The sequence below is a fragment of the Ensifer sp. Root954 genome (assembly GCF_001429005.1).
In the GTDB taxonomy this organism is placed as follows: domain Bacteria; phylum Pseudomonadota; class Alphaproteobacteria; order Rhizobiales; family Rhizobiaceae; genus Ensifer; species Ensifer adhaerens.
The window spans coordinates 651,165-675,956 of record NZ_LMJM01000052.1; the positions used below are offsets into that span (position 1 = coordinate 651,165).

General features: G+C 62.7%; 25 protein-coding genes. 8 read left to right on the forward strand and 17 right to left on the reverse strand.

Going from position 1 to position 24,792, the window contains the following annotated elements; all coding sequences use genetic code 11:
• Nucleotides 1-5: 5 nt before the first annotated feature.
• From ASE71_RS33745 to ASE71_RS33780, 8 genes are all read right to left on the reverse strand, one after another.
• Nucleotides 6-1,472 carry a CpaF family protein gene (locus ASE71_RS33745; protein ID WP_060519417.1) on the reverse strand — a complete coding sequence of 489 codons (1,467 nt, stop codon included), beginning with the start codon at nt 1,470-1,472 and terminating at the stop codon, nt 6-8.
• Between the two features lie 17 nt (nt 1,473-1,489).
• Nucleotides 1,490-2,776, reverse strand: a complete 1,287-nt coding sequence (locus ASE71_RS33750; protein ID WP_060519415.1) for an AAA family ATPase — start codon at nt 2,774-2,776, stop codon at nt 1,490-1,492.
• Between the two features lie 18 nt (nt 2,777-2,794).
• The gene (locus tag ASE71_RS33755) at nt 2,795-3,454 is read right to left on the reverse strand and encodes a CpaD family pilus assembly protein (protein ID WP_034805061.1); all 660 of its coding nucleotides are present in this window, start codon (nt 3,452-3,454) and stop codon (nt 2,795-2,797) included.
• 92 nt (nt 3,455-3,546) lie between these two features.
• Complete coding sequence (locus tag ASE71_RS33760; protein ID WP_060519413.1) at nt 3,547-5,136, reverse strand: type II and III secretion system protein family protein; 1,590 nt, start codon at nt 5,134-5,136, stop codon at nt 3,547-3,549.
• Nucleotides 5,133-5,942: a Flp pilus assembly protein CpaB gene (gene cpaB, locus ASE71_RS33765; RefSeq protein WP_034805067.1), complete on the reverse strand. Its 810-nt coding sequence runs from the start codon at nt 5,940-5,942 to the stop codon at nt 5,133-5,135. The genes ASE71_RS33760 and cpaB overlap by 4 nt, the downstream gene beginning before the upstream one ends.
• A 121-nt stretch (nt 5,943-6,063) precedes the next feature.
• Nucleotides 6,064-6,576: a prepilin peptidase gene (locus ASE71_RS33770; RefSeq protein ID WP_060519411.1), complete on the reverse strand. Its 513-nt coding sequence runs from the start codon at nt 6,574-6,576 to the stop codon at nt 6,064-6,066.
• Nucleotides 6,577-6,690: 114 nt separating this feature from the next.
• Nucleotides 6,691-6,876, reverse strand: a complete 186-nt coding sequence (locus ASE71_RS33775) for a Flp family type IVb pilin (RefSeq protein WP_034805073.1) — start codon at nt 6,874-6,876, stop codon at nt 6,691-6,693.
• Between the two features lie 28 nt (nt 6,877-6,904).
• Entirely contained in the window at nt 6,905-7,090 is a 186-nt protein-coding gene (locus ASE71_RS33780) for a Flp family type IVb pilin (protein WP_034805075.1), read from the reverse strand.
• A gap of 257 nt (nt 7,091-7,347) precedes the next feature.
• Here ASE71_RS33780 and ASE71_RS33785 point away from each other — a divergent pair, with 257 nt between their 5' ends.
• The 7 genes from ASE71_RS33785 to ASE71_RS33815 all read left to right on the forward strand — a co-directional run bounded on the left by ASE71_RS33785 (nt 7,348) and on the right by ASE71_RS33815 (nt 12,830).
• Entirely contained in the window at nt 7,348-7,761 is a 414-nt protein-coding gene (locus tag ASE71_RS33785; protein ID WP_060519409.1) for a pilus assembly protein N-terminal domain-containing protein, read from the forward strand.
• Nucleotides 7,762-7,877: 116 nt separating this feature from the next.
• Nucleotides 7,878-8,501 (forward strand): TadE/TadG family type IV pilus assembly protein, encoded by a 624-nt coding sequence (locus ASE71_RS33790; RefSeq protein WP_060519407.1) that lies wholly within the window; start codon nt 7,878-7,880, stop codon nt 8,499-8,501.
• A gap of 11 nt (nt 8,502-8,512) precedes the next feature.
• Nucleotides 8,513-9,100 carry a TadE/TadG family type IV pilus assembly protein gene (locus tag ASE71_RS33795; RefSeq protein ID WP_051659691.1) on the forward strand — a complete coding sequence of 196 codons (588 nt, stop codon included), beginning with the start codon at nt 8,513-8,515 and terminating at the stop codon, nt 9,098-9,100.
• 141 nt (nt 9,101-9,241) lie between these two features.
• Nucleotides 9,242-10,462, forward strand: coding sequence for a phosphopentomutase (locus ASE71_RS33800; RefSeq protein ID WP_060519405.1), 1,221 nt, complete (start codon nt 9,242-9,244; stop codon nt 10,460-10,462).
• Nucleotides 10,459-11,427, forward strand: coding sequence for an adenosine deaminase (locus ASE71_RS33805; protein WP_060519403.1), 969 nt, complete (start codon nt 10,459-10,461; stop codon nt 11,425-11,427). The genes ASE71_RS33800 and ASE71_RS33805 overlap by 4 nt, the downstream gene beginning before the upstream one ends.
• A 117-nt stretch (nt 11,428-11,544) precedes the next feature.
• The gene (gene upp / locus ASE71_RS33810; RefSeq protein WP_034805105.1) at nt 11,545-12,174 is read left to right on the forward strand and encodes a uracil phosphoribosyltransferase; all 630 of its coding nucleotides are present in this window, start codon (nt 11,545-11,547) and stop codon (nt 12,172-12,174) included.
• Between the two features lie 122 nt (nt 12,175-12,296).
• Nucleotides 12,297-12,830: a TIGR02281 family clan AA aspartic protease gene (locus ASE71_RS33815; RefSeq protein ID WP_244496873.1), complete on the forward strand. Its 534-nt coding sequence runs from the start codon at nt 12,297-12,299 to the stop codon at nt 12,828-12,830.
• Here ASE71_RS33815 and deoA read toward each other — a convergent pair.
• The 9 genes from deoA to ASE71_RS33860 all read right to left on the reverse strand — a co-directional run bounded on the left by deoA (nt 12,823) and on the right by ASE71_RS33860 (nt 23,743).
• A complete protein-coding gene (gene deoA, locus ASE71_RS33820; RefSeq protein ID WP_060519397.1) occupies nt 12,823-14,139 on the reverse strand; it encodes a thymidine phosphorylase in 1,317 nt (438 codons plus the stop codon). The genes ASE71_RS33815 and deoA overlap by 8 nt on opposite strands.
• A complete protein-coding gene (locus ASE71_RS33825; protein ID WP_060519395.1) occupies nt 14,136-14,942 on the reverse strand; it encodes a purine-nucleoside phosphorylase in 807 nt (268 codons plus the stop codon). The genes deoA and ASE71_RS33825 overlap by 4 nt, the downstream gene beginning before the upstream one ends.
• The gene (locus ASE71_RS33830; protein WP_034805117.1) at nt 14,939-15,331 is read right to left on the reverse strand and encodes a cytidine deaminase; all 393 of its coding nucleotides are present in this window, start codon (nt 15,329-15,331) and stop codon (nt 14,939-14,941) included. The genes ASE71_RS33825 and ASE71_RS33830 overlap by 4 nt, the downstream gene beginning before the upstream one ends.
• Before the next feature lie 4 nt (nt 15,332-15,335).
• Nucleotides 15,336-16,307 carry an ABC transporter permease gene (locus tag ASE71_RS33835; protein WP_043622808.1) on the reverse strand — a complete coding sequence of 324 codons (972 nt, stop codon included), beginning with the start codon at nt 16,305-16,307 and terminating at the stop codon, nt 15,336-15,338.
• A gap of 4 nt (nt 16,308-16,311) precedes the next feature.
• The gene (locus tag ASE71_RS33840) at nt 16,312-17,445 is read right to left on the reverse strand and encodes an ABC transporter permease (protein ID WP_060519393.1); all 1,134 of its coding nucleotides are present in this window, start codon (nt 17,443-17,445) and stop codon (nt 16,312-16,314) included.
• On the reverse strand, nt 17,442-18,977 hold the full coding sequence (locus ASE71_RS33845) for an ABC transporter ATP-binding protein (protein ID WP_034805126.1): 1,536 nt from the start codon (nt 18,975-18,977) through the stop codon (nt 17,442-17,444). Before ASE71_RS33845 ends, ASE71_RS33840 begins: the two co-directional genes overlap by 4 nt.
• A gap of 248 nt (nt 18,978-19,225) precedes the next feature.
• Complete coding sequence (locus tag ASE71_RS33850) at nt 19,226-21,538, reverse strand: heavy metal translocating P-type ATPase (RefSeq protein WP_060519392.1); 2,313 nt, start codon at nt 21,536-21,538, stop codon at nt 19,226-19,228.
• Between the two features lie 95 nt (nt 21,539-21,633).
• Nucleotides 21,634-23,046, reverse strand: coding sequence for a coniferyl aldehyde dehydrogenase (locus ASE71_RS33855; RefSeq protein WP_060519848.1), 1,413 nt, complete (start codon nt 23,044-23,046; stop codon nt 21,634-21,636).
• The gene (locus ASE71_RS33860; protein WP_034805132.1) at nt 23,036-23,743 is read right to left on the reverse strand and encodes a lysoplasmalogenase; all 708 of its coding nucleotides are present in this window, start codon (nt 23,741-23,743) and stop codon (nt 23,036-23,038) included. Before ASE71_RS33860 ends, ASE71_RS33855 begins: the two co-directional genes overlap by 11 nt.
• Before the next feature lie 262 nt (nt 23,744-24,005).
• Between ASE71_RS33860 and ASE71_RS33865 the strand changes: the two genes are divergently transcribed.
• Nucleotides 24,006-24,686 (forward strand): alpha/beta fold hydrolase, encoded by a 681-nt coding sequence (locus ASE71_RS33865; RefSeq protein ID WP_162251846.1) that lies wholly within the window; start codon nt 24,006-24,008, stop codon nt 24,684-24,686.
• Nucleotides 24,687-24,792 lie beyond the last annotated feature (106 nt).

The window sequence follows — 24,792 nt, forward strand, 5'->3', positions numbered from 1 at the left end:
AGCTCCTAGCCCTTGTCCATCGCGTCGAGGGTCGCGGCCAGTCGCTTGTCCTCGTTGAAGTAGCGCGCACGATCCCAGAAATGCGGCCGGCCGATGCCGGTCGACATGTGGCGGCCGATGATCCGCCCGCCGGCGTCTTCGCCATCGATCTCGTAGCGCATCAGGTCCTGGGTGATGATTACGTCGCCTTCCATGCCCACCACCTCGGTGATGTGGGTGATGCGGCGGGACCCATCGCGAAGGCGGGACGCCTGGATGATCACGTCCACCGATCCGGCGATGATCTCGCGCACGGTCTTTGCCGGCAGCGTATAACCGCCAAGCGCGATCATAGATTCCATGCGGCTCAGGCATTCGCGCGGCGTGTTGGCGTGGATGGTTCCCATCGAGCCGTCATGGCCGGTGTTCATCGCCTGCAACAGGTCGAAGACTTCCGGGCCGCGCACTTCGCCGACGATGATGCGTTCGGGGCGCATGCGCAGGCAGTTCTTGATGAGATCGCGCATGGTGATCTCGCCTTCGCCTTCGATATTCGGTGGGCGGGTTTCGAGGCGCACGACATGCGGCTGCTGCAATTGCAGTTCGGCCGTGTCTTCGCAGGTGATCACCCGCTCGTCCGTGTCGATATAGCGTGTCAGGCAATTGAGAAGCGTCGTCTTGCCCGAGCCCGTGCCGCCCGAAATGACGATGTTGCAGCGGACACGACCGATAATCTGCAGGAGAACGGCGCCCTCTGGCGTGATCGAGCCGAAGCGGACCAGCTGCTCGAGCGTCAGCTTGTCCTTCTTGAACTTGCGGATGGTCAGCGCCGTGCCGTCGATGGCGAGCGGTGGGGCAATAACGTTGACGCGGGATCCGTCCGGCAGGCGGGCGTCGCAGATCGGGCTCGATTCGTCGACACGGCGGCCGACCTGGCCGACGATGCGCTGGCAGATCGAAAGAAGCTGCGCGTTGTCGCGGAAGCGGATTTCCGATTCCTGCACTTTACCGGCGACTTCGATGAAGGTCTGGCCTGCACCGTTGACCATGATGTCGGCGATGTCGTCGCGGGCAAGCAGCGGTTCGAGCGGACCGTACCCCAGAACGTCGTTGCAGATATCGTCGAGTAGTTCCTCCTGCTCGGAGATCGACATCGCGAAGTTCTTGATCGTGATGATGTCGTTGACGATATCGCGGATTTCCTCGCGCGCGCTCTCCGTATCGAGCTTGGCGAGCTGCGACAGATCGATCGTGTCGATCAGCGCGGAGAAGACCTGCGATTTCGTGTCGTAGTAGTCTTCCGTCCGCGCCTGCCGCCGTCTTGCCGGCGGGGCTGGCGTCGGCGACTTGGCACCAGCGGAGGGCGTATCGGCGAGAACCGGCACGGCGCGCTCGACCACCGGCGCTTGCACCGCAGCCACGATCGGCGGAGGGGCGGAAACCGGGGTGCCGCCGCCTTTGCCGAAGCCTTCGTTTCCGCGCTTGCCAAACATCTGCGTAATCCTACGTCCTATTTCCTGCCGAGCGCTGCAAGCATCTTGCCGAGGCCACCGCGCCGGGCCTTCTTCATCGTCACGCGGCCGGTCAGAAGATGTGCGAGCTGCGAGAAGGTTTCAGCGGCCGGCGCTTTCTTGTCGATTTCGGCGATCATCCGCCCGCTGTTCGAAGCGTTACCGAACAGAGCCGCGTCGAAGGGAATGATGGCCGCGGCTTCGATTTCCAGCGAATCGCAGAACTCGTTGGCGGCAATCTCCGGCCGCTTCGGCATGCCGACCTGGTTCAGCACCAGGTGGGGCGCCTTGTCGTTGGGGCGCAGCCTCTTCAGGGCGTCGAGCAGGTTCTTGGTGTTGCGCAGGCTGGCAAGATCGGGGATCGCCGTGATCACCACCTCGTCGGCTTCGCCGAGCACGGACCGTGTCCAGTCCGTCCACAGGTGCGGAATGTCGAGAACGGAAACGGGGGCGCTGCGCTGCAGGATCTCGAGGATCGGGTGAAAAGCCCCGGTCTCGAAGTCATAAGCGCGGTCGAGCATCGAAGGTGCCGCCAGAAGCGACAGGTGCTCGGAGCACTTGGTCAGCAGACGATCGAGAAATACCTCGTCCAGGCGCTCCGGCGCAAAGACCGCCTCTGCAATGCCCTGCGGCGGATCCTGGTCGAAATCGATGTTGGCGGTGCCATAGGGCAAGTCGAGATCGGCGAGAATCGTTTCGGTCGAAAACAGGCTGGAGATGCCCCAGGCGCAATTGTGTGCGATCACGGACGATCCGCAGCCGCCCTTCGCACCGATGAAGGCGATGCTTCGCCCCAAGGGTTCGGCATCCGGGTCGACGAAGATCGCCGAAACGGCAGTGAGAATGTCCGGCATCGAAACCGGCGCGACCATGTATTCGGAAATGCCGTTGCGGATGAGTTCGCGGTAGAGCCCGATATCGTTGTGCTTGCCGACGAGGATCACCTTGGTGCTGGGATCACAGACTTCCGCCAGCGGCGCCAGTTCGGTCAGCAGCGACCGAGGTTCCGTCGCCGTCTCGAGAATGATCAGGTTGGGCGTCGATACGGTCGCGAACATGTTGGCGGCGGCATCGATGCTGCCGCTGTTGATGCGCAGGCTAACCTTCGCCATGCGCCGATCCTGGCCGCACCGCTCCATCAGCTGCAACATCGCGTTGCTCTCGCAAAACGCGTGGATCGAAATCCGCGGCAACGGACGAACCTGCTCCAGATCGCTCATACGCGCATCGAAGGACGGGTCGTCCCCCTCGGTGCCAGTCTCGATCCTGTAATCGATGGTACTCATCTTTTCATCCAGCCGATATCAGTTGAAGGTGATGACCGTGCCGTCCTTCTTCTCGGTTCCACGCCAATCCGTGATCACCTGGCCGCGTTGCTCGGCGTCGATCGGCGACATCTGACGCGGACCGAGGAGGTCCGTCGGGTTGGCAAGCTGGGCCGCCAGGTTCGATTGCGAGGCGCAACCGAAGTTGTAATAGTTCTTGTTTTCCAAGGTGTTGAGGTTCAGGTCTTCCGGCCAGGTGCCGCAAGGTCCCGTCTGTGCCGTGATCGCCACGTAGCTCAGACGGATAGGGGCCGCGTCGCCATAGGGTCCGGCGTCGTAGCTCGTCTCCAGCAACCTCTTGGCCGGTACGCCTGCATTCACCAGCACGCCGCGGATTTCCCGGCGCATCGCCTGGGCGGCGTGGCTGTTGGCAGCGCCCCGCGGCATCATGATCTGCACGACGCCGCTTGCCGAGTTGCGATAGTCGGCCGCAAAACCGGCGACGACATCGCGCGTACCCTGAGTAAGACGGCGATCGCCCGAGGCGATCGGGATGTCGATGACGCGTTCCCCCTCGGCGAGCACAATCGGATGCCGGGTGCGGTAGTCATCGGGGATGGAGCCAGTCGCGAGATTGTCCCTCGTGCCGCAACCGGCAAGCAGGGCACCGGCCAGCACCAGGACGGCTGCCCGGCTCATGCGACGGATGAATGTTCCGGACGGACCTGAGGACATGGCGTTCGGCCTTTCGGAATTCACGTGGAAATCGGTTCGAAGCGTCATGACCCAGCCTATTTGTAGATGAAGCCAACGTTGCCGTGGTAACGGCCTGCCGGAGCGGCCGCTTCCGGCCGGCCGTAAATGCGGTTCACGCGGCCGAGGAAGTAGCTGTCGAGATCGTTGGCCGGATTGAAGTTGTCGTCAGGCCGGGAGATCGCACTTCTGGCGACCGGACGGACCAGATAGGGTGTGGCGATGATGACCAGCTCGGTCTCGTTGCGCGCGAAATCCTTGCTGCGAAACAGCGTGCCCAGCACCGGGATCTTCGACGCGCCCGGCAGGCCTGACATCGCCTGGCGAATATTGTCCTGAACCAGGCCGGCGATCACGATCGAGCCGCCGGACGGCAATTCGACGCTGGTCGAGGCCTCGCGCTTGCGGATCCCTAGGAAGGTATTGCCCGGAATGTCGGTAAAGCTGTTACCGGTAACGACAGACCCTTCGTAGGTTGGCTCCGAAACGTTCGTCTCTATCTTCAGGCTAATGCGCCCCGGACCTAGCACGACTGGTTTGAAGTTCAGACGGATGCCATATTCAACGTCGTTGACTTCACGTTCGACCTTTCTCTTTGGCTGCTTCGTTACCGGATCGTCTTCTTCCGATACCTCTTGCGTTCCCGCCAATCGAAACATACCGCCGACATAGAACTTCGCTTCCTGTCCCGAAATCGCCGTCAGGCTCGGTTCGGCCAGCGTCCGCATCACGCCGGCCTGCTCCATCGCATTAATGTAGCTGGAGATCGCTGTGCTGCCGATCGACCCGTTGACCACCGCGTTGACGCCGACACCGATCGCATCGCCGAGATTGGCCGGATTGCGGAAGGCAATGCCGCTTCGCCCATCGCTGACACGGCCGTTGAAGCCGAGCTGTTTCAGCACCTGGCGGCTGACCTCGGCCACGGTGACCTTGAGATTGACCTGATCGTCGCCATCGATGGTCAGGAGATTGACGATCTGCGACACCTGCCGGTCTTCGGCGAAAATATCGGCGTCGCCATTGTTGCCCTGGGCCGTGATGTTGCGCGTGGTCGCCTCACCGCCCTGAAGGAAGGCCTTGGCAAGGTCGACGGCACGGGTGGAATCGAGCGGTGTGCGCACGGTGCCGGTCAGCACGATGTTGTCCGAGACGATCTCGACATTGATATCGGCGTCCGGAATGAAGCGGCGCAGGTTGGACTGAAGGCTGGAGACATCGCGCTCGACCTCGATGTCGAGGGAGACGATCTCCTCGCCATTGGGACCGAAGACGAAGATGTTGGTCTGGCCGACCGACTTGCCGAAGAGGTAGATGCGCCGCGACGTACGGGTCACGGCGTCGGCGAGAGACGGGTCGGCAACGAGGATATCGTGCGCGTCTGCAGGCAAATCGACGACTACGGCCTTGTTCAAACCGAGGTTGACCTTCTTCTTCACGCCGGGGCCGCTTTCGACGATGCGGACGACCGAGGACGCGCCGGCAAAAGCTTCCGTCGGCGCCGGCAGATACATGCCGGTAACCGCCAGGCAGAATGATAGGCCGGCTGCGACAGACGCCCGAAATTTGTTTCCGCTCCGTTTCACCTTATGCCCCGTTCTCACCTGGTTCCTGCTCGTGTCTGTCATTGCTGCGTCTGGCCGACCGTTCCATCGCCCTTGACGATGGAGCCGGACTTGATGACCTGAATGTTCGGTTGGCCGTCGCCGCTCAGCAGATAGTCCGCGGCGTCCGTGTCAGACTCCTGCGCGTCGGCGACGCTTCGGAGCGCCAGCGAAATACGTTCCGCCATCTGCTGCGCGACCGTCATCACTTTCGACTGGTCGGGCGTAAGTTCCAGCGTGGCCGTGGTTCCAACCACCGCCTTGGTGCCGTCATCCTTTTCCTCGACCTGTTGGTCGATCGCGAGCACACGCACATTGCTGAGCACGGTTTCGGTCAGGTAGAGTTCGCCATCACCCTTGCGCACCATGATCACGTCGACGCGGTCGTTCGGCAGGATGAAGCCACCGGCACCGGTCGCGACCGTGATTTCGGTCGCAACGGCGCGCTTGCCCGCCGGCAGCAGCGACGACATGATGCGGCTGGACGAATCTGCCACCTTTTCGTGGCGCACGGGTTCGCCGTTGAAGATCGGCAGACGCACGACCGCGCCGCTCAGATCATCGATCGCGGTCGGCTGATTTTCTTCGGTAATGATGCCATCGACCACACCGTCCTTCGGCCAGGCCATCCATTGGATGCTGTCGCCGCCCAGTCGCGATCCGACGGGCAGGCTCTTGCTGGCGACAAGCACGTTGACGGTGGGGGCACGCTCGACGACCGGTTCAGCCATCTGCGGCGCAGGCGCGCCCGTCAGCCTCATCGCCAAAAGACCGGCCATCGCAGCCGAGAGAACGGCCACTGCCAGTATGATGATGCGAACCGGTTTCATGATTGTTTCCGAGCCCCGAAAAAATGCCAGGCTCAGATTGATCAGGAATTGGTGTAATTATGGTTAACGGATTACTTATGAGCGCAGTTAACGAAAGCTCACCAGCCGGCCCAAAGGTCTCTCAAGTCAGCCGCGCAAAGGCCGCCTCCATAAGCGGCGACGAGGGATAGGCGGCAAAGCCCCCAAGCGCGATCGCGATCCCGTAAGGAATTTTCTTGGCCGTGAGCAAAAGCTGCGGGAAAGGAATGCCGCTCGCAAGGATCGTATCCTCCTGCTGGCGCAACAAAAGCACCGCGAGCGTCAGCACGCCGCCGAAGATCGAGACATAGAGCAGGAAGGCCGTCAACGACGACGTCAGGCCGAACCAGATGGCGCAGGCCGTCAGGAGCTTCGCGTCCCCGCCGCCCATCACGTTCGTCGCAAACAGGGCAAAACATGCGGCAAAGACTGCGGCGGCCGCGAGCACATGCAGGCCGATCTCGGCGAACCCCAAGCCGGACATTGGCGCCACCAGGAAAAAGGCACCAAGCAGGATCACCGAAACACGGTTCGGGATCGTCATCGTCAGCAGGTCGGAAAACGCCGCAAATCCCAGGCAAAAAGGGAAGACCACGAATATGGCAGCTTCAATCATGCTTCCTGCCTCCGAAGTGAGAGCAAACAATCTGCGATGCCTGCTGGCTTCCAGATAACAATAGAGCCGCCTTTTGGGGGCGGCTCCATTACAGGTTCTTGCGAAACCTGTTCGTCAGAGCTTGCCGGACGTGCTCGTCGTGATCTTGCCACCGATCCCGTTGAACGTGGAATCTAGCGAGTTCCCGAGCGTGCTTGCACCAGCAATCAGGGCGACGGAAATGAGAGCCGCGATCAGGCCATATTCAATGGCAGTCGCGCCGGTTTCATCCCGAAGCAGGCGATGGAAAATCTTCGTCATGCGAATTTCTCCTCGCTTGCTTTCCCGATTAGAGCTTGCCAGCCGTGGTGCTGGTCAGCTTGCCGCCGAGGCCGTTGAACGTGCTGTTCAGCGAGTTGCCGAGGGTCGTTGCGCCTGCGATCAGGGCAACGGAGATGAGCGCGGCAATGAGGCCATACTCGATGGCGGTCGCGCCGGACTCGTCCTTCATCAGACGGGCAAAAATCTTCTTCATGATGATTCTCCTACTTCACGTTTGTTGTTCAGCACTTCCGCCAACTGTTGCCGTTGATCGGATGAACCCCAAACTAGTCCTGGCGCATTGCCATCGACTTAAAGAAGGCGGTTACCTGAAGGTTAACGAAGCATCCCTGATTTTTGGGTAAACGAACAGAAAACGGCGAAGCCTCCGCAAGGCCTCGATAGAACCGACTTAACGGTTCGTTCACCAAGAGCGGTGAGTATGGCGTGAACACCACCTAGGGACCCGCCATGACCACGCCATTCGCGACCGGCCGAGCCGCCATTTTCGCATACGCGATCGCCGCCCTCGCCCCCTCGGTTGCCGCCGCGGCCGAAAGCGACATGATGCGTGTGTATATGGATCATGCGCGCGTATTGAAGCTCGATCGCCCGGTCAGCAAGGTCATCATCGGCAATGCCGAGGTGGCGGACGCGACGGTTGCGGACGCCCGTACGATCGTCATTACCGGCCGCAACTTCGGAACCACCAACCTGGTCATCCTCGATCAGGACGGAAACGCCATCGTCGACGAGCGGATCCTGGTGTCGATCGACGAAGGCAACACCGTGCGCGTCTATAAACAAACGTCCCGCACCGTGCTCTCCTGCACACCAAATTGTGAGCGTCACGCGGAACGCAAAACCACAGGTAGCACCAATTGATTTTTATGGGTTCGAAGCGCGTGGTTCGTTAAAATACGCACCATCCCTGAGAACGAAATATCAATGGTTGCTCCATAATCTGCCGCCCGTCTGGCGTAACATGATGGGACGGCGCAATGAACATCGAGCAGGCAACATGGCGGCCGAGCGGGGCCGAAAAAAGGCGAAAAGGCATTTTCAGCCGTTTCCTTCGCAACCGCAAAGGCACGACGAGTATCGAGTTCGCCATTCTCGCGCTTCCCTTCTTCGTGGTGATCTTCGCCTCGCTCGAAACCTTCGCCGCCTTCTACGGCGACCAGCTCCTGGCGAATGCGACGGAGACGATGGCGCGCAAGGTCCGCACCGGTCAGATCACCTTCCAGCAGGGTAAACAGACCGACATGAGCGAGGCTCAGTTCCGCCAGGCGTTCTGCGACGAGATCTCGGTCCTGATGAAGTGCTCGGCCACTGAAGCCGGCCTACCCTCGCAATTCTATCTGGACGTCAGGGCGGTCAGTGATCTGAGCAAGTTTCCCGTGCTGATCCCGCGGAAGACCGATTCCACCGACATCGACACGAGCGGCTTCAAGTTTGCCCCTGGCGGCCCCGGCTCCTTCAACGTGGTTCGCGCCTATTATCGCTGGAGCGTCTTCACGGACCTCGTCAGGCCATTCATCACCAACCTGCGGCCCGCCGGCTCAAGCATGCCGAAGGACTATCTCATGGTGGCGACCGCCACCTTCCGCAACGAGAGCGAGTGAGGCGCCCCGCGATGCCGTATTCCGCGTTAGAAATCCTGCGCCTCAAGCCGATTACCAAGACACTTGGCGCGCTACGGCGCGACAGAAGCGGCGTCGGTGCGGTCGAATTCGCGATCGTCGCCCCGCTGCTGGTGATGGCCTATCTCGGCGCCTTTGAACTCTCGGTCGGTTTTACCGTTGCCGGCAAGACCGCGCGCGCCGCAAGCGCTACGGCCGACGTCGTCGCGCAGCAGACGGAGGTCAACAAGGCCTTCCTCGCCAACGTGCCGAACATCGCAAAGAGCATCCTGGCGCCCTACGGAAATGCCAACTACACGCTGAAGATCAGCGGCATCGCGGTCACGAACACCAATGAGGGCACGATCCTGTGGTCGCGCGATCAGGCAGGCGGCACGCCCTATGCCGTCAATACCAAGGTCTCCCTGCCCGCCCAGTTCACAGCGACCAACTCCTTCGTCATTCGCACGGAACTGACCGTACCGCACGAACTCCTGCTCTATGCGCCCAACCTTCAGGCGACGGCAAAGACCATCGATCTCTCCAAGACGGCCTACTTCCACGCACGCCTCTCCCAGCCGATAAAATGCTCGGATTGCTGATCAGACAGACATGCGGCGCAATTGCATTGAGCAACGAGCGGCGCTATCCCTTCGAGATTGCGCGGGTGCCCTAGCGGGCGTACCTGCGCTTTTCCGGAGGTCTCGGGCCGCGATCGCCGCGCGCCCGCTGTCAGGTGCATCATGGCGCGTGCCTTTCTATTCGTTCTCGATTCCTTTGGCATAGGCGGAGCGCCGGACGCCGAAGCCTTCGGCGATCTCGGTGCCAACACGCTTGGCCATATCGCCGAGTTCTGCGCTATCGGCGCTGCCGACCGGCCCGGATTGCGCGAGGGCCCGCTCAGCCTGCCGAACATGTCGGCGCTTGGCCTGATCCACGCGGCAAAGCTTGCGACCGGCACCATTCCCCAGGGCATGCCGGTGCCCAATCGCGTCTATGGCGCCTATGGTGCGGCGAGCGAAGTATCGCGCGGCAAGGACACGCCTTCCGGTCATTGGGAAATCGCCGGGACCCCCGTCATGTTCGACTGGGGCTACTTCTCCGCCGAAGGCGACGCCTTTCCGCCGGAGCTCGTCGAAGCGATCTGCCGCGAGGCCAACATTCCCGGCATTCTCGGCAACTGCCACGCCTCCGGCACCGACATCATCGTCCGCCACGGGGAGGAGCACATGCGCAGTGGCAAGCCGATCTGCTACACTTCGTCGGACTCGGTCTTCCAGATCGCAGCGCACGAGCAGAGTTTTGGCCTCGACCGCCTGCTCGAGCTTTGCCAGATCGTTCGCCGCCTGCTCGACGACTACAATATCGGCCGCGTCATCGCCCGCCCCTTCGTCGGCACGAGCCCGCAGACCTTTGTGCGCACCGGCAACCGGCGCGACTTTTCGGTGTTGCCGCCGGAGCCGACCATCCTCGACCGGCTGGTGGAGGCCGAGCGCTCGGTTCACGCCATCGGCAAGATCGGCGACATCTTCGCCCATCAGGGCGTGACCAAGCTGACCAAGGCCGATGGCAACATGGCGCTCTTCGATGCCAGCATTGCAGCCATCGACGAGGCCGAGGACGGAAGCCTGGTCTTCACCAACTTCGTCGATTTCGACATGCTCTACGGCCATCGTCGCGACGTTGCCGGCTATGCGGCTGCCCTCGAGGCCTTCGACGCGCGCCTGCCCGATCTCGACCGGCGCCTGCAGCCGGGCGACATCGTCATCCTGACGGCCGACCATGGCTGCGACCCGACCTGGCGCGGTACCGACCATACGCGCGAGCGCGTGCCGGTGCTAATGTTCGGGCCGTCCCTGCGCAGCCGCTCGCTTGGCATTGCCAATACCTTCACGCATATCGGCGAAACCGTCGCCAAGCATCTCGGCATCGCGCCGGGCCACCATGGGAGAAGCCTCATTTGACCGCACATCTGAAGAAGGCGGAACTGCATTGCCACATCGAGGGTGCGACGCCGCCCGAACTGGCTTTGGCCCAGGCCGAGAAATACGGCGTCGACACGAGCGCAATCATCCGCGACAAGGCCTATGTCTGGGAAGACTTCACCAGTTTCGTGAAGTGCTACGACGCCATCGCCTCGCTGTTTAAGACCGAGGAAGACTACGCGCTGCTCGCGGAAGCCTATCTGACCGAACTTGCCGAAGCGGGCACGATCTATAGCGAAATCATCGTTTCGCCCGACCACGGCAACACGATCGGCCTGGGTGCCCACGCCTATCTCGAAGGTCTTGCCGCCGGAATGGAAGCCGCCCGGCAGAAGACTGGGATCGAATCGCGCATGCTGATCACGGGCATCCGCCATCTCGGCCCGGAATCGGTGATCAAGACGGCCGAATTCGCCGCCAGGCGCGAACACAAGCTCGTCACCGGCTTCAACCTTGCCGGCGAAGAGCGCATGCACAAGGTGGCCGACTTCGCGCGCGCCTTCGATATCGTACGCGATGCCGGCCTCGGGCTGACGATCCATGCGGGCGAGCTCTCGGGCGCCTTCAGCGTTCGCGACGCGCTCGACCACGTGCGCCCGTCGCGCATCAGCCACGGTGTGCGGGCGATCGAAGACGCGGATCTGGTGCGGCGCCTCGCCGATGAGGGTGTGGTGCTCGAGGTCTGCCCCGGCTCCAACATCTCGCTTCAGGTCTTCCCCGATTTCGCGTCGCATCCGCTGTGGGCCCTGCACGAGGCCGGCGTGCGCGTCACGCTCAATTCCGACGACCCACCGTTCTTCCACACTTCGCTCGCCCAGGAATACGACATCGCCTCCGCGGTGATGGGCTTCAGCGACGATGAGATCAACGGCATGACCAGGACCGCGATCGAAGCCGCCTTTGTCGACGAGGCGACGCGCCAGCGGTTGCTGACGCGGATCTAGGGGTACAGGTCGCGATTTGCCGGCTGGGGATGACGGTCTCCGGTCGGCCAATACCCTTGCGGCGACGGCGCATTCCATGGAAAAAGGACGGATACAAAAAATCCGGAAAGGTGAGCCATGAACGGCGTTACAGTGATCGATCATCCGCTTGTGCAGCACAAGCTGACCATCATGCGCAAGAAGGAGACCTCGACTGCGGGTTTCCGCCGGCTTCTCCGTGAGATCTCGACGCTGCTCTGCTACGAGGTGACGCGCGATCTCGAGCTGACGATGGAGCGCATCGAAACGCCGCTGCAGGAAATCGACTCGCCGGTCCTCGAAGGCAAGAAGCTTGTCTTCGCCTCGATCCTACGCGCCGGCAACGGGCTGCTGGAAGGCATGCTCGAACTGGTGCCTTCGGCCCGCGTCTCCCATATCGGCGTCTATCGCGACCATGAGACGCTGGAGGCGGTGGAATACTACTTCAAGGCACCGGAGAGCCTGTCAGAGCGCCTGATCATCGTCGTCGATCCGATGCTTGCCACCGGCAATTCCTCGATCGCGGCGATCGACAAGCTGAAGGAGCGCGGCGCCAAGAACATGCGCTTCCTCTGCCTGCTCGCCGCTCCTGAAGGCATCCGCAATTTCCAGAGCGCGCACCCGGACGTGCCGATCTTCACCGCCTCGATCGACAGCCACCTGAACGAACTCGGCTACATCATGCCCGGTCTGGGTGACGCCGGCGACCGCATGTACGGCACCAAGTGATTTTCAGATCCTTAACCAGGATCTGAAATCGATGAGAAAACCGCCGGATCCCGGCGGTTTTTTTATGTCATCTTAGGCATCATCGGCTCTACTTGCACGAGCATAAGTTCGATTGAGAGGTGATGTCCATGCTCGTCCGTCTGTTGACATTGGCCGGCGCTGCGGCAGTCGCGGCCATCTTGGTCCCGAACCTTGCGACCAGGTTTCTGTCCCACGCAGACAACGGGAAGACCACACAGGAAGCTGCAGCCCCGCCGACGACCACCGCGAAGTACGCGATGGGGCGCAGCGTCGTGCTCGACGCCGACGACAGAGGCCATTTCATTGGCACCTTCCGCATCAATGGACGAACGGAACGCGGACTGGTCGATACTGGCGCCAGTGCGATCATTATCAACTTTTCAACCGCAAGGCGGCTCGGGATTTCGGCGAACACGCTCGACTTCGCCGCGGCACGTGTCAACACGGCCAATGGCATCGTCGGGGCAGCGCCGGCGGTCCTCAGCCGAATCGAGATCGGCGGCATATCGGTGCGCGACGTTCAGGCGCTGGTGCTTCCGGACAAGGCGCTCTCGGCGACTCTGATCGGCATGACCTTCCTGAACCGGCTGTCCTCTTTCCGTGTCGAGGACGGCGATCTGCATCTGGTCAGGTGATTTTCGCGAGGATCGGGGACCTCGTCTCCGGCTCGACCTCATCGATCGTGTAGAGTGCCAAAAGGCGTCGCCGGGCCGCTTCCGCCGCCTCCTGGTCTGCCGCGTGAACGAAGGCGATGAGATCGCCCTTCTCGACCCGCGTTCCAAGCGGCTTCAGCGCATCGAAACCGACGCGGTGATCGATCCTGTCGTCTGGATGCGAACGCCCGCCGCCGAGCGCGATGACGGCCATGCCCAGTTCCCGCGTCTCGCAGGCGGCGAGATAGCCGGACTGCTCGGCTTCGACCGGCAGAATGACCGGCGCACGTCCGAGATAGGCGACCGAGCGCTCGATGAAATCCGCCGGTCCACCCAGCGCATGTACCATCTTCCCGAACCGTTCCAGTGCCGCTCCGCTGCCAAGCACTTTGCGCGCCTGGGCTTCACCCTGTTCGGCATCGGCGGCAGCGCCGCCGGCCACCAACATTTCGGCGGCAAAGGCGAGCACGACGGTTTCAAGCCGCGTTCCCTTCTTCTCGCCTCGAAGGAAAGCCAGGCAATTGTCGATCTCCAGTGCATTGCCGGCCGCGTCTGCCAGGGGCTCGTTCATGTCGGTCAGGAGTGCGGAGGTGCGAACGCCGGCGCCATTGGCAACGTCGACCAACGAGCGCGCCAGGATCTCGGCCTCACGCGCATCGCTCATGAAGGAGCCGTTGCCGAGCTTGACGTCCAGCACCAGCGACTGAAGGCCGGCCGCGAGCTTCTTCGACAGAATCGAGGCCGTGATCAGCGGTACCGAATCGACGGTCGCAGTGACATCGCGGATCGCATAGAGGCGCTTGTCGGCAGGCGCGAGATTAGCGGTCTGGCCGATGACCGCGCAACCGATCTCGTCGACCGTCCTGCGGAACACACTCGCCGACGGCTGGATATCATAGCCAGGTATCGATTCGAGCTTGTCGAGTGTGCCGCCGGTGTGCCCGAGGCCGCGCCCTGATATCATCGGCACGGCGAGCCCGCAGGCGGCAACGATCGGCGCCAGCATCAGCGAGACGTTGTCGCCGACACCGCCGGTCGAATGTTTGTCGGCTATGGGTCGTCTGATGGTGCTCCAGTCGAGTGTTTCGCCACTATCGCGCATCGCCAATGTCAGCGCGACAGTCTCCTCGCGGCTCATGCCGGAGAACCAGATCGCCATGGCGAAGGCGGCGACCTGCCCTTCGGAGATCGAACCATCCGACAGGCCGCGAACGAAATCCGCGATCTCGGCCGGGGCGAGGTGCTCGCCGTTGCGTTTGCGCCTGATGGTTTCCTGCGGAAGCATCGTCACCCGCGCACCGCGTCGGCCGCGATCATGTCGGCGAGAATCGCGGCAAGCCGCTTGCCGCCGATCGGCGCCATGTCCTTCGTCTCGTGATGGCTGATCTCACCACCGGTCATGCCGGCGCCGAAATTGGTGATGACCGAGGCGGCAACGACGCGGAGGCCGAAGAAGCGCGCGAGGATGACTTCCGGAACCGTGGACATGCCGACCGCATCGGCGCCGAGGATGCGCGCCATGCGGATCTCCGCCGGCGTTTCGAAGCTCGGTCCGGAGAACCACATGTAGACGCCGGCAAGAAGCGGAATGCCGAGGCGCTTGGCGCTCTCCTGCATTGTTTCCGCAAGCTCGGCATCATAGGCATTGGTCATGCCGACGAAGCGATCGTCGCTGTCGACGCCGATCAGCGGGTTGAAGCCCGAATAGTTGATGTGGTCGGATATCCGCATCACCGATCCCGGCGGCAGATCATCCCGCAGCGATCCGGCGGAATTGGTCAGCACCAGGCATTCGATGCCGAGCGCCCTCAGGGTTTCGAGCGGGACGCGCATCGCATTGGCGTCGCCCTGCTCGTAGTAGTGGACCCGACCAGACAGCATGACAACAGGCACGCCCGAGAGCGTTCCGGCCACAAGTTCGCCGGCATGGCCGGAGACGCTGCTGACCGGGAACCCGGGGATTTCGGCGTAGGAGAGGCGCAACGTCTCGTCCAAAGCCTCGACCAGAGAACCGAGGCCGGAGCCGAGCACGATGCCATAGCGTGGAGAGAGGTCCCTGAGCCTGGCTTTCAACAGTTCAGCGGCCGCGGTCATCCGAGAATCTCGGTCTCGAAGCTGTGCGGCAGCAGGTCCGACAGTGCCAGGGTCTTTTTCACGCCGGTCTCGTCGCACAGGAAGATGCGCGTGCTGGCGCCGGAGAACTCCGCCAGCCGCTGGCGGCAGCCGCCGCAGGGCGGGCAGAGCGCCAGCTTCTCGGCAATGACGGCGACTTCCATGATCTTGCGCTGACCGGCCATGACCATATGGCTGATCGCGGTGGTTTCGGCGCACCAGCCCTCGGGGAAGGACAGGTTCTCGATGTTGGCGCCGGTATAGATCTTGCCGTCCTCGGCGCGGATCGCCGCGCCGACCGGAAACTTGGAGTAGGGCGCATGCGCCTTGGCCATTGCGTCACGCGCGGCTTCGAACAGTTCCTTTTCCATGGTTCTAGCGCTCCTTGACATAGGGGACGCCGCCGGCCTTCGGCGGAATGGCCTTGCCGATGAAACCGGCAAGCAGGATTACGGTGAGGATATAGGGCAGCGCCTGCATCAGCTGCACCGGCACTTGGCCGATCAGCGGCAGCGGATTGCCCTGCAGGCGGATGGCGAGCGCATCGAGGAAGCCGAAAAGCAGGCAGGCGAGCATGATGTTGAATGGCCGCCACTTGGCGAAGATCAACGCTGCCAGCGCGATATAACCCTTACCGGCGGTCATGCCCTTGACGAAGCCGGCGGTCATGGCCAGCGACAGATAGGCACCGGCAAAGCCGCAGAGAATGCCGCAGCAGATGACGGCGCGATAGCGCATCCAGATCACCGAAATACCGGCCGTGTCGACCGCGCCCGGGTTCTCGCCTACGGCGCGCAGCCGCAGGCCGAAGCGGGTGCGGTAGAGGATCCACCAACTGATCGGCACCATGGCAAAGGCGACATAGGTCAGGATGAAATGCCCGGAAAGCAGGTCCGAATAGATCGGACCGAGGATCGGGATTTCGCGGATGCTGTCGGCATAGGGGAAGGTGATCGTCTGGAAGCGCGCACCTTCGCCGAGTGCCGGCGTGCGGCCGCCCTGGCGGAACCAGGCCTCGCCAAGGATGACGGTCGAGCCGGCGACGATGAAGTTGATCGCGACACCCGAGACGATCTGGTTGCCGCGCTGGGTGATCGACGCATAGCCGTGCACCAGCGACAACGCGATCGAGATCAGGATGGCGGCAAGCAGCCCCATCCAGACCGACTGGGTGACGGCCGCAACAGCGCCGGCGGCGAAGGCAGCACCAAGCATCTTGCCTTCAAGGCCGATGTCGAAGATGCCGGCGCGCTCGGTGAACAGCCCTGCCAGCGCCGCGAAGATCAGCGGAACGGATACGCGGATGGTGGACTCGAGGAGCACCACGATGACGTGGAAGAAATCCATGGCTTCAAGCTCCCTTGGTCTGTGCCACGACGGCCGCACGGCGGCTCTGCGTCGCAAACAGCCGGGCGATCGCCGGCCTGAACATGTTTTCGAGTGCACCGGCAAAGAGAATGACGAGACCCTGGATGATCACGATCATGTCGCGCGAGATCGACGGCATTTCGAAGGAGATTTCGGCTCCGCCCTGGTAAAGCATGCCGAAGAGAATGGCGGCCGGGATGATGCCGGCCGGATGTGAGCGGCCCATCAGCGCCACGGCGATGCCGACGAAGCCTGCGCCCTGCACGAAGTCGAGCTGCATGCGCCCCTGCTCGCCCATGATCGGATTGAGCGCCATCATGCCGGCAAGCGCACCGGATATCATCATGGTGATGACGGTGATACGGCTTTCGCTCATGCCGGCGTAGCGCGCGGCCGAAGGGCTGTGGCCCATGGTGCGCATTTCATAGCCGAGCTTGGTGCGCCAGATCAGAAGCCAGACGCAGAAGGCCGCGACCAGCGCCAGCAGGAATGAGACGTTGAACGGCGCCGTGCCGATATCCAGCCCGAAGATCGCGAGCAGCCAATCGAGCTTGGGCAGTTGCCCGCCTTCGGCGAAGGTGCGCGTCTGCGGCGACATCGATCCGAGCGGCTTCAGCACCCGCGTCAACAGGTAGACCATCAGGCTCGAGGCGATGAAGTTGAACATGATCGTCGTGATGACGATGTGGCTGCCGCGCTTGGCCTGCAGCCAGCCGGGCAGGAAGGCCCAGGCAGCGCCGAAGAAGGCGGACCCGAGGATCGCCAGCGGGAACACCACGAACCACGGCATCGTCTGGTCGAGCCAGAGGCAGGCAAGCGCCACGCCGATACCACCGACATAGGCCTGGCCTTCGCCGCCGATGTTGAAGAGGCCGGCATGGAAGGCGACTGCGACGGCAAGACCGGTGAAGATGAAGGTGGTGGCGTAGTACAGCGTGAAGCCGAGATATTCGCCGCGGCCGAAGGCGCCGTTGATCAGGTGATAGGCCGCTTCCAATGGATTTTCACCGACGAGCAACACGACGAGACCGGCGACGAGGAAGGCAACAGCGAGGTTGACCAGCGGGACGAGGCCGTATTCGACCCAGCCCGGAAGCTTAGCATAGGGGGTGCTCATTCTGCGGCCTCCTTGCGGCCTTCAACGCCGGCCATCAGCAGGCCGAGTTCGCCCTCGGTCGCATCCGGATCGCGCTCGCCGACGACACGGCCGGCAAACATGACGAGTATACGGTCCGACAGGGCGCGGATTTCATCGAGCTCGACGGAGACCAACAGGACAGCCATGCCCTGGTCGCGCATCTCGATGATCCGTCTATGGATGAATTCGATGGCGCCGACATCGACGCCGCGCGTCGGCTGGCCGATGATCAGCACATCGGGCCCGCGCTCCATTTCACGCGCCAGCACGATCTTCTGCTGGTTGCCGCCGGAGAAATTGGCGGTCTTCAGCCGCGGATTCGGCGGGCGGATATCGTATTCGGCGATGCGCTGCTCTGCGTCCTTGCGGATCGCATCGACGTTCAGGAAGACGCCGTTGAGGTAACGCTTGTCGTGATGATAGCCGAGGATCGCGTTTTCGCATTCCTCGAACTTCAGCACGAGACCGACATGGTGGCGGTCTTCCGGCACGTGGGCGAGACCACGATTGCGCAGTTCGGAGGGGTCGGCGCGGCCGGTAACGTCGATCGGCTTGCCGTTGAGAAGGACGGAGCCCGACACGGCGCGACGAATGCCCGAAATCGCTTCGAGCAGCTCGGATTGGCCGTTGCCGGCAACTCCGGCAATGCCGACGATCTCGCCCGCCCTCAGGTTGAAGGAGACGTTGTCGACCATGGTGACGCCGCGGCCGTCCTTGACCGTCAGCCCCTCGACCGCGAGCTTCACCTCGCCGGGCTTGGCCTCGCCCTTTTCGACACGCAGCAAGACGCGACGCCCGACCATGAGTTCGGCAAGCTCTTCGACCGAGGTTTCAGCCGTCGTGCGCGTTGCTACCATCTCGCCGCGGCGCATGACCGACACCTCGTCGGTGATCGCCATGATCTCGCGCAGCTTGTGGGTGATGAGGATGACGGTCTTGCCCTGGTTCTTCAGCTGTTCGAGCACCCGGAAGAGATGGTCGGCTTCAGCCGGCGTCAAGACGCCGGTCGGCTCGTCGAGGATCAGGATATCGGCCCGGCGATAAAGTGCTTTCAGGATCTCGACGCGCTGCTGCAGGCCAACGGGCAGTTCCTCGATGACGGCATCCGGATCGACTTCCAGCGCGTATTCGCGCTCCAGCCGCTTCAGCTCGACGCGCGCCTTGGCAATACCCTTGTTGAGGATCTGGCTGTCCTCGGCGCCGAGCATGATGTTTTCGAGCACCGTGAAGTTCTCCACCAGCATGAAATGCTGGTGGACCATGCCGATGCCGGCGGCGATCGCCGCATTCGGATCACGGATGGCGACGGGTTTTCCGTCGACGAGGATTTCACCGCTATCGGCCTGATAGAAGCCGTAGAGGATCGACATCAGGGTCGATTTTCCCGCACCGTTTTCGCCGATGATGCCGTGGATCGTCCCTTTGCGGACTTTTAGATTGATGTTCTTGTTGGCGTGGACCGGACCGAAACTCTTGTCGATCCCACGCAGTTCGATGGCAATATTGTCCATATTGGCCTTGCGATCCCCAAACTGGCCCGCTTCGGCATTCTTCCCAGAAACCGTGCCGGCGATTTTTTTACCATTTGGTCTAAGTTTATCATCGATTTTTCGGGGCGAAAGCCCTCAACCGTGATCTCCTTATACTCTCATCAGATCGCTGGTGAGAGTCCAGCGTGAATATACACAGGCACTTGGACGCGAAAAACCAGCGACAACGGGTGCCGCCGGTCCTTCATCTTGGGATTATTTGGTGGTTCTCAGACGGCTCGCACGGGCCGAAGCAGCCTGAGGGCATTCATCGTGACGAGAACGGTCGCACCGGTGTCGGCGAGGATCGCCGGCCAAAGGCCGGTAACGCCGATGATCGTCGTCACCAGGAAGACCGCCTTCAGGCCAAGCGCAATCGTGATGTTCTGAACGATGTTGCGCATCGTCGAGCGGGAGAGCCGGATCATCGCCGCGACGTCGCCGACACGGCCGTGCAACACCGCCGCGTCCGCCGTTTCCAGCGCCACATCGGTGCCGCCGCCCATGGCGATACCGATGTCGGCCGCGGCCAGCGCCGGCGCGTCGTTGATGCCGTCACCGATCTTGGCGACGTTGAAGCCTTCCGCCTTCAGTTCGCGCACGATGCGTTGCTTGTCCTCGGGCAGGAGCTCCGCACGGACTTCCATGCCGAACTGGCGGCCGATCGCTTCGGCCGTGCGGCGGTTGTCGCCGGTCAGCATGACGACGCGGAGGCCGGCGTCCGTGAGCGCCTTCACACCAGCCGCCGCATCCGGCCGGGGCTCGTCACGCATGGCAATGGCACCGGCAATCACGCCACCGGCGACCAGCACCGAAACGGTTTTGCCTTCATCGTTGAGCGCGGCGACGCGCGCCTTTTCGTCGGCCGTCAACGGCGTCCGCTCGGCTGCGGCCTTCGGCGAACCGAAGAACAGCGCGATGCCTTCGACGGTGCCTTCCAGCCCCTTGCCGCCCACCGCATTCACAGTGGCGATATTGGGGATCGCAACGCCATCAGCCGTGCTGCGCTCCAGGATGGCCCGGGCAAGCGGGTGGCTCGATCCCTGCTCCAGTGCTGCGGCAAGACGCAGGACCTCCGCCTCCGACCGGCCGAAGCCGACGATGTCCGTCACCTTCGGCTTGCCTTCGGTCAGCGTTCCGGTCTTGTCGAAGGCGGCGGCCGTGACCTTGCCGACATTCTCAAGCACAGCGCCGCCCTTCATCAGCAAACCGCGACGGGCGCCGGCCGAAAGGCTGGCGGCGATCGCTGCCGGTGTCGAGATGACCAGCGCGCAAGGGCAGCCGATCAGAAGGATGGCAAGACCCTTGTAGATCCACTCGTCCCAGAAGCCGCCGGAGAGAAGCGGCGGCAGCACCGCCACAAGCGCCGCGACGACGACGACACCCGGCGTATAGTAGCGCGAGAAGCGGTCGATAAAGCGCTCGGTCGGCGCTTTGCTTTCCTGGGCTTCCTCCACCATGCGGACGATGCGCGCAATGGTGTTGTCGGCAGCGGCGGCCGTGACCCGCACGCGCAGCGCGCCGGAGCCATTGACGGTGCCCGCAACCACGGTGTCATCGACTTCCTTGCGCACCGGCGTGCTCTCGCCGGTAACCGGCGCTTCGTCGACGGCACTTTCGCCGGAGAGAATGACTCCGTCAGCCGGAATGCGGTCGCCGGGGCGAACGAGAATGACGGCGCCCACGCTCAGCGTTTCGGCCGGAACCTCATCCAGCCGCCCATCGCGCTCGACGAAGGCGGATTTCGGAACGAGCGCCGTCAGCGACTGGATGCTGGCGCGCGCCTTGCCGGCGGCCACGCCCTCCAGCAGTTCACCGACCAGGAAGAGCAGGACGACCATTGCCGCCTCTTCCGTCGCGCCGATGAAGACCGCGCCGATCGCGGCGATCGTCATCAGCATCTCGATCGAAAACGGCGTGCCCATGGTCGCAGCGACAAAGGCGCGCCGCGCAATCGGCAACAGGCCGACGAGCATGGCGAGGGTAAAGATCCAGGGCTCGGTCGCCGGGATCGTCTTGCCGACCGCATAGGCGGCAATCAGCGCCAGGCCGCTGGCAATCGTCAGCTTGCCCTTGCCCGACTTCCACCAGGGGCCGCTCGTCGGGCCGTGGTCATGACCGTGAAGGCCCATCGCTGCCGCGGCTGTCTCGCCCTTCTGGCTGGCGTTACCCTCGTGATGATGGGCGTGCTCATCGTGTCGATTACCATGATCATGGTCATGGTCATGACTGTGATCGCCGTGATCGTGGTCGTGGTTATGGTCATGATCGTGTCCGGAGCAGACATGCGCCGCTTTCCGCTCCGACGCCTGGCCTGCCTGGATCGGATGCAAACGATAGCCGAGCTTTCCGACCCTGCTCACAATCGACGTCGCAAGATCGTTTTCGTCGGCAAACTTGACCGACATGGTGCCCGCCGACACAGAGACCGATACGTCCTCGACGCCCGACAGCCGGCGCACCGCCGTATCGATCTTGGACGCGCAGGACGCGCAATCCATGCCCTCGACGCGATAACGGGCTTCCCGAATAGTGCTCGCCATAACCTGCTCCTTGCAAATTCTGAAGCAAGGCTACGACCTCTAGCAACTAGAGCTACAAGGCCAAATTGCTGCGTGATTGCAGATTTTTTGGCGAATTATCGCGACAGGAAGCGGATGACCCAGTCGGCAATGCCCCGATAGGGCGGTTTCACCAGGTCGCTCGGCGCCGGATCGAGTTTCCTCAGCACCGGCATCGCCTTGGAGAAGGTCAGGAACCCGTCGCGCCCGTGATAGTGGCCCATGCCGCTGGCGCCGACGCCGCCGAAAGGCAGGTCGTTGCAGCCGAACTGGTAGAGCGTGTCGTTGACGCAGACCCCGCCGGCGACGATGCGTGACAGGACGGCCTCGATTTCAACGTTATCGCGACTGAAGCAATAAAGTGCCAACGGGCGGTCGCGATCGCGCACATAGGCGATGGCTTCGTCGATGGAAGCGTAACTGACGATGGGAAGGATGGGCCCAAAAATCTCCTCGCCCATGACGGCGCTGTCGTGGTCCGGATCAAGCACGAGCGTCGGCAGCAGGACGCGTTCCCGCGCTATCGCGTCTGCTGCCCCTTCGAGAAGGGAAACCACCGGATGACCGCGCGCCTCGGCATCCGCAATGAGCCGCTTCAGGCGCTCGTACTGGGCGTCGTTGATGATCGACGTGTAATCGTCGAGACCACGCTTCGACCGATAGCGCGCCACAGCCTCCCGTTTGAGCTGCTCCACGAAAGCATCCCGCCTGCTCTCATGGATCAGCACATAGTCGGGCGCGATACAGGTCTGCCCGGCGTTGAAGAACTTTCCGGTCGCGATGCGCGCAGCAGCCTTGGCGAGGTCTGCGGCTTCGCCGACGATCGCCGGCGATTTGCCGCCGAGCTCCAGCGTGACAGGTGTCAGGTTCTGCGCGGCCGCCGCCATCACCTTGCGGCCGACGGCGGTCGAGCCGGTGAAGAACAAGTGATCGAAGGGAAGGGCGGAGAAGGCTGCCGAAAGCTCGGCGGCCCCCAGGGCAACAGCCACCCGTGTCTCGGGAAAGACTTCGGCAAGCAGCGAGCGAAGGAATTCCGCGGTGCGCGGCGTGTGTTCGGACGGCTTCAGGTACACGTGGTTACCGGCCGCGATCGCCGCCACCAAGGGGGCAAGCGCCAGGTTGACCGGGTAGTTCCACGGCGAAATGATACCGACGACACCGAGCGGCACGAAGCGCACTTCGGCCTTCGCCGGCCATAGCTTCCAACCGGCCTTGCGTCGTTCCGGCCGAACCCAGTGTTTGAGCTTCGCCAGCGTGTGGTCGATCTCCGAGAGTACGACACCCCCTTCGCCAAGCAACGTCTCATGCCGGGCGCGATGACCAAAATCCTCTTCGATCGCCTCGCACATCTCCTCCATGCGGTCGCGCAGGCGGTCCCTGAGCCGGCTCAGGTCCGCGCGGCGTTGTTCGACGGACGGCCGGTTGTCGCGCCAGGTCGTGCGTAGCCCGTCGAAAGTGGCATGGAGACCTGCGGGGTTGTCAGTGGCTATGGTCATCGGTCGAGCGGGCAAAGAACCATTGGGCTGCGTAGTAGGTGCCAAGCACCCAGAGCGCGTTGAAGGGGATCGCGAAGCGGAAGCGGCCATAGGCGAGTATGCTGTCACTGATCAGGAACAACAGGCCGCCATAGGCGGCGAGCCGTGCCGCCGTTGCCCGGGGCGTTCCCGAAAGCTGTCGGGCGCGGGAAATGGCCTGAGCCGCCATTGCTCCAAGCGCCAGGGCGTAGATGATGACGGGAATGCGCATTTCGTCAGGAAGCGAGGTCCAGAGCCCACCGACAACGGCGAGCGCAACGAGGGCAAAGGCCGCGAAGATGCCTTTGCTTTCGGCAAACTTGGCATCACGGGTGAGTGCGTAAATATAGGTGCAATGGGTCAGCAGAAAGCAAACGAGGCCTGCCAGGAAATAATCACCCGGCAGCATAAGAAAGACATCGCCGGCCGCCGCGAAGACGAGACCGATAGCAACGGCCCAGGCATAGGCGCTGGGTGTTTCAGAGATCGTTCGCAACACCACGACGAGAAGCAGCAGCGTCGCCGTCGGCTTCGTCAGATAATGCAGCCAGCGCCAGGGAGAATCGTCGGGGGCGGCAAGCAGGCTGCCGAGGATCGCCAAAGCGGCGCAGACGAAAAAGAGCACGTGGACGGGCCGGCTTCGGTGAACGTCCAAGGTTCCCTGATAACTCATGTCGCGCCACTCCCGCCCTAAGGCCGCGTTTCGACTCTGTTCCGGTCACGGCGATAGTTTCTATTTTTGCGCGATTGTCCAGCGGGGGCGCGCGGGCATATCGAGCAACACTACACTCCTGACGGACTATTGCGGACATCGCTCCGCTGGTGAACCGTCCGAAGCGCGGCAGGATTGCCCTTTCGCCGGCGGCTGGCTCATAGTGCGTTCCATGATCGCCCATTCCGCCAACGGGCCACAGCCAAGATCGGCCCCCGAACTCTTGCTGCTGCACGCATTGCCGCTCGACAGTTCCATGTGGGCGGAGCAGATGCATCTGCTGCCAGGCGCAACCCATGCGCCGACCCTCTATTCTTCGGGAGAGACGATTGACGCATGGGCGCGGGCCGCACTCAAACCGCTGAAGGGCGACAATATCATCGTGGTCGGCTGTTCCGTCGGCGGATCATGCGCGCTCGAGGTCGCGACCATCGCACCGCAACGGGTCTCGGCGCTGGTGCTGATCGGCACGAAGGCCAGGCATCATCCCGAACCGACTTTCCATGCCTCTGCGCTCAGGCTGATTGACGAAGAAGGCCTGGAGGCTGCCTGGTACTCCTATTGGGCGCCGCTGTTTTCCCGCACCGCCAGCACGGCAACGGTCGACCGGGCGAAGGAAATGGCGTTACGATCCTCGGCGGCGGAGATAGCAAGGGGCGTTACCGTGTTTCATACGCGGCCGAGCCGGGATCACTGCCTCTCGACGTTTCCGGGGCCGATCACGATCGTGTCCGGAGCGGACGACGTCGCTCCGGGGCCTAGCGCGAGCGCCTTGCAGGCCGCAGCCGCGATCGATGGCCGTTTGCACGTCCTCCCGGCTTGCGGCCATTATGTCCCACTGGAGCGTGCGTTTGCGCTGAATGCCATCCTGGCGGACGTGATCAGATCTCAGGACGTCGCCTAAATTGGACGCTTGCGGCTTAGCAGGGGAATGCTTCGGCGGTTTAAACGTCAAAAAGCCCGCTGGATTTCTCCATGCGGGCTTTTTCTGATTTGGTTGCGGGGGCAGG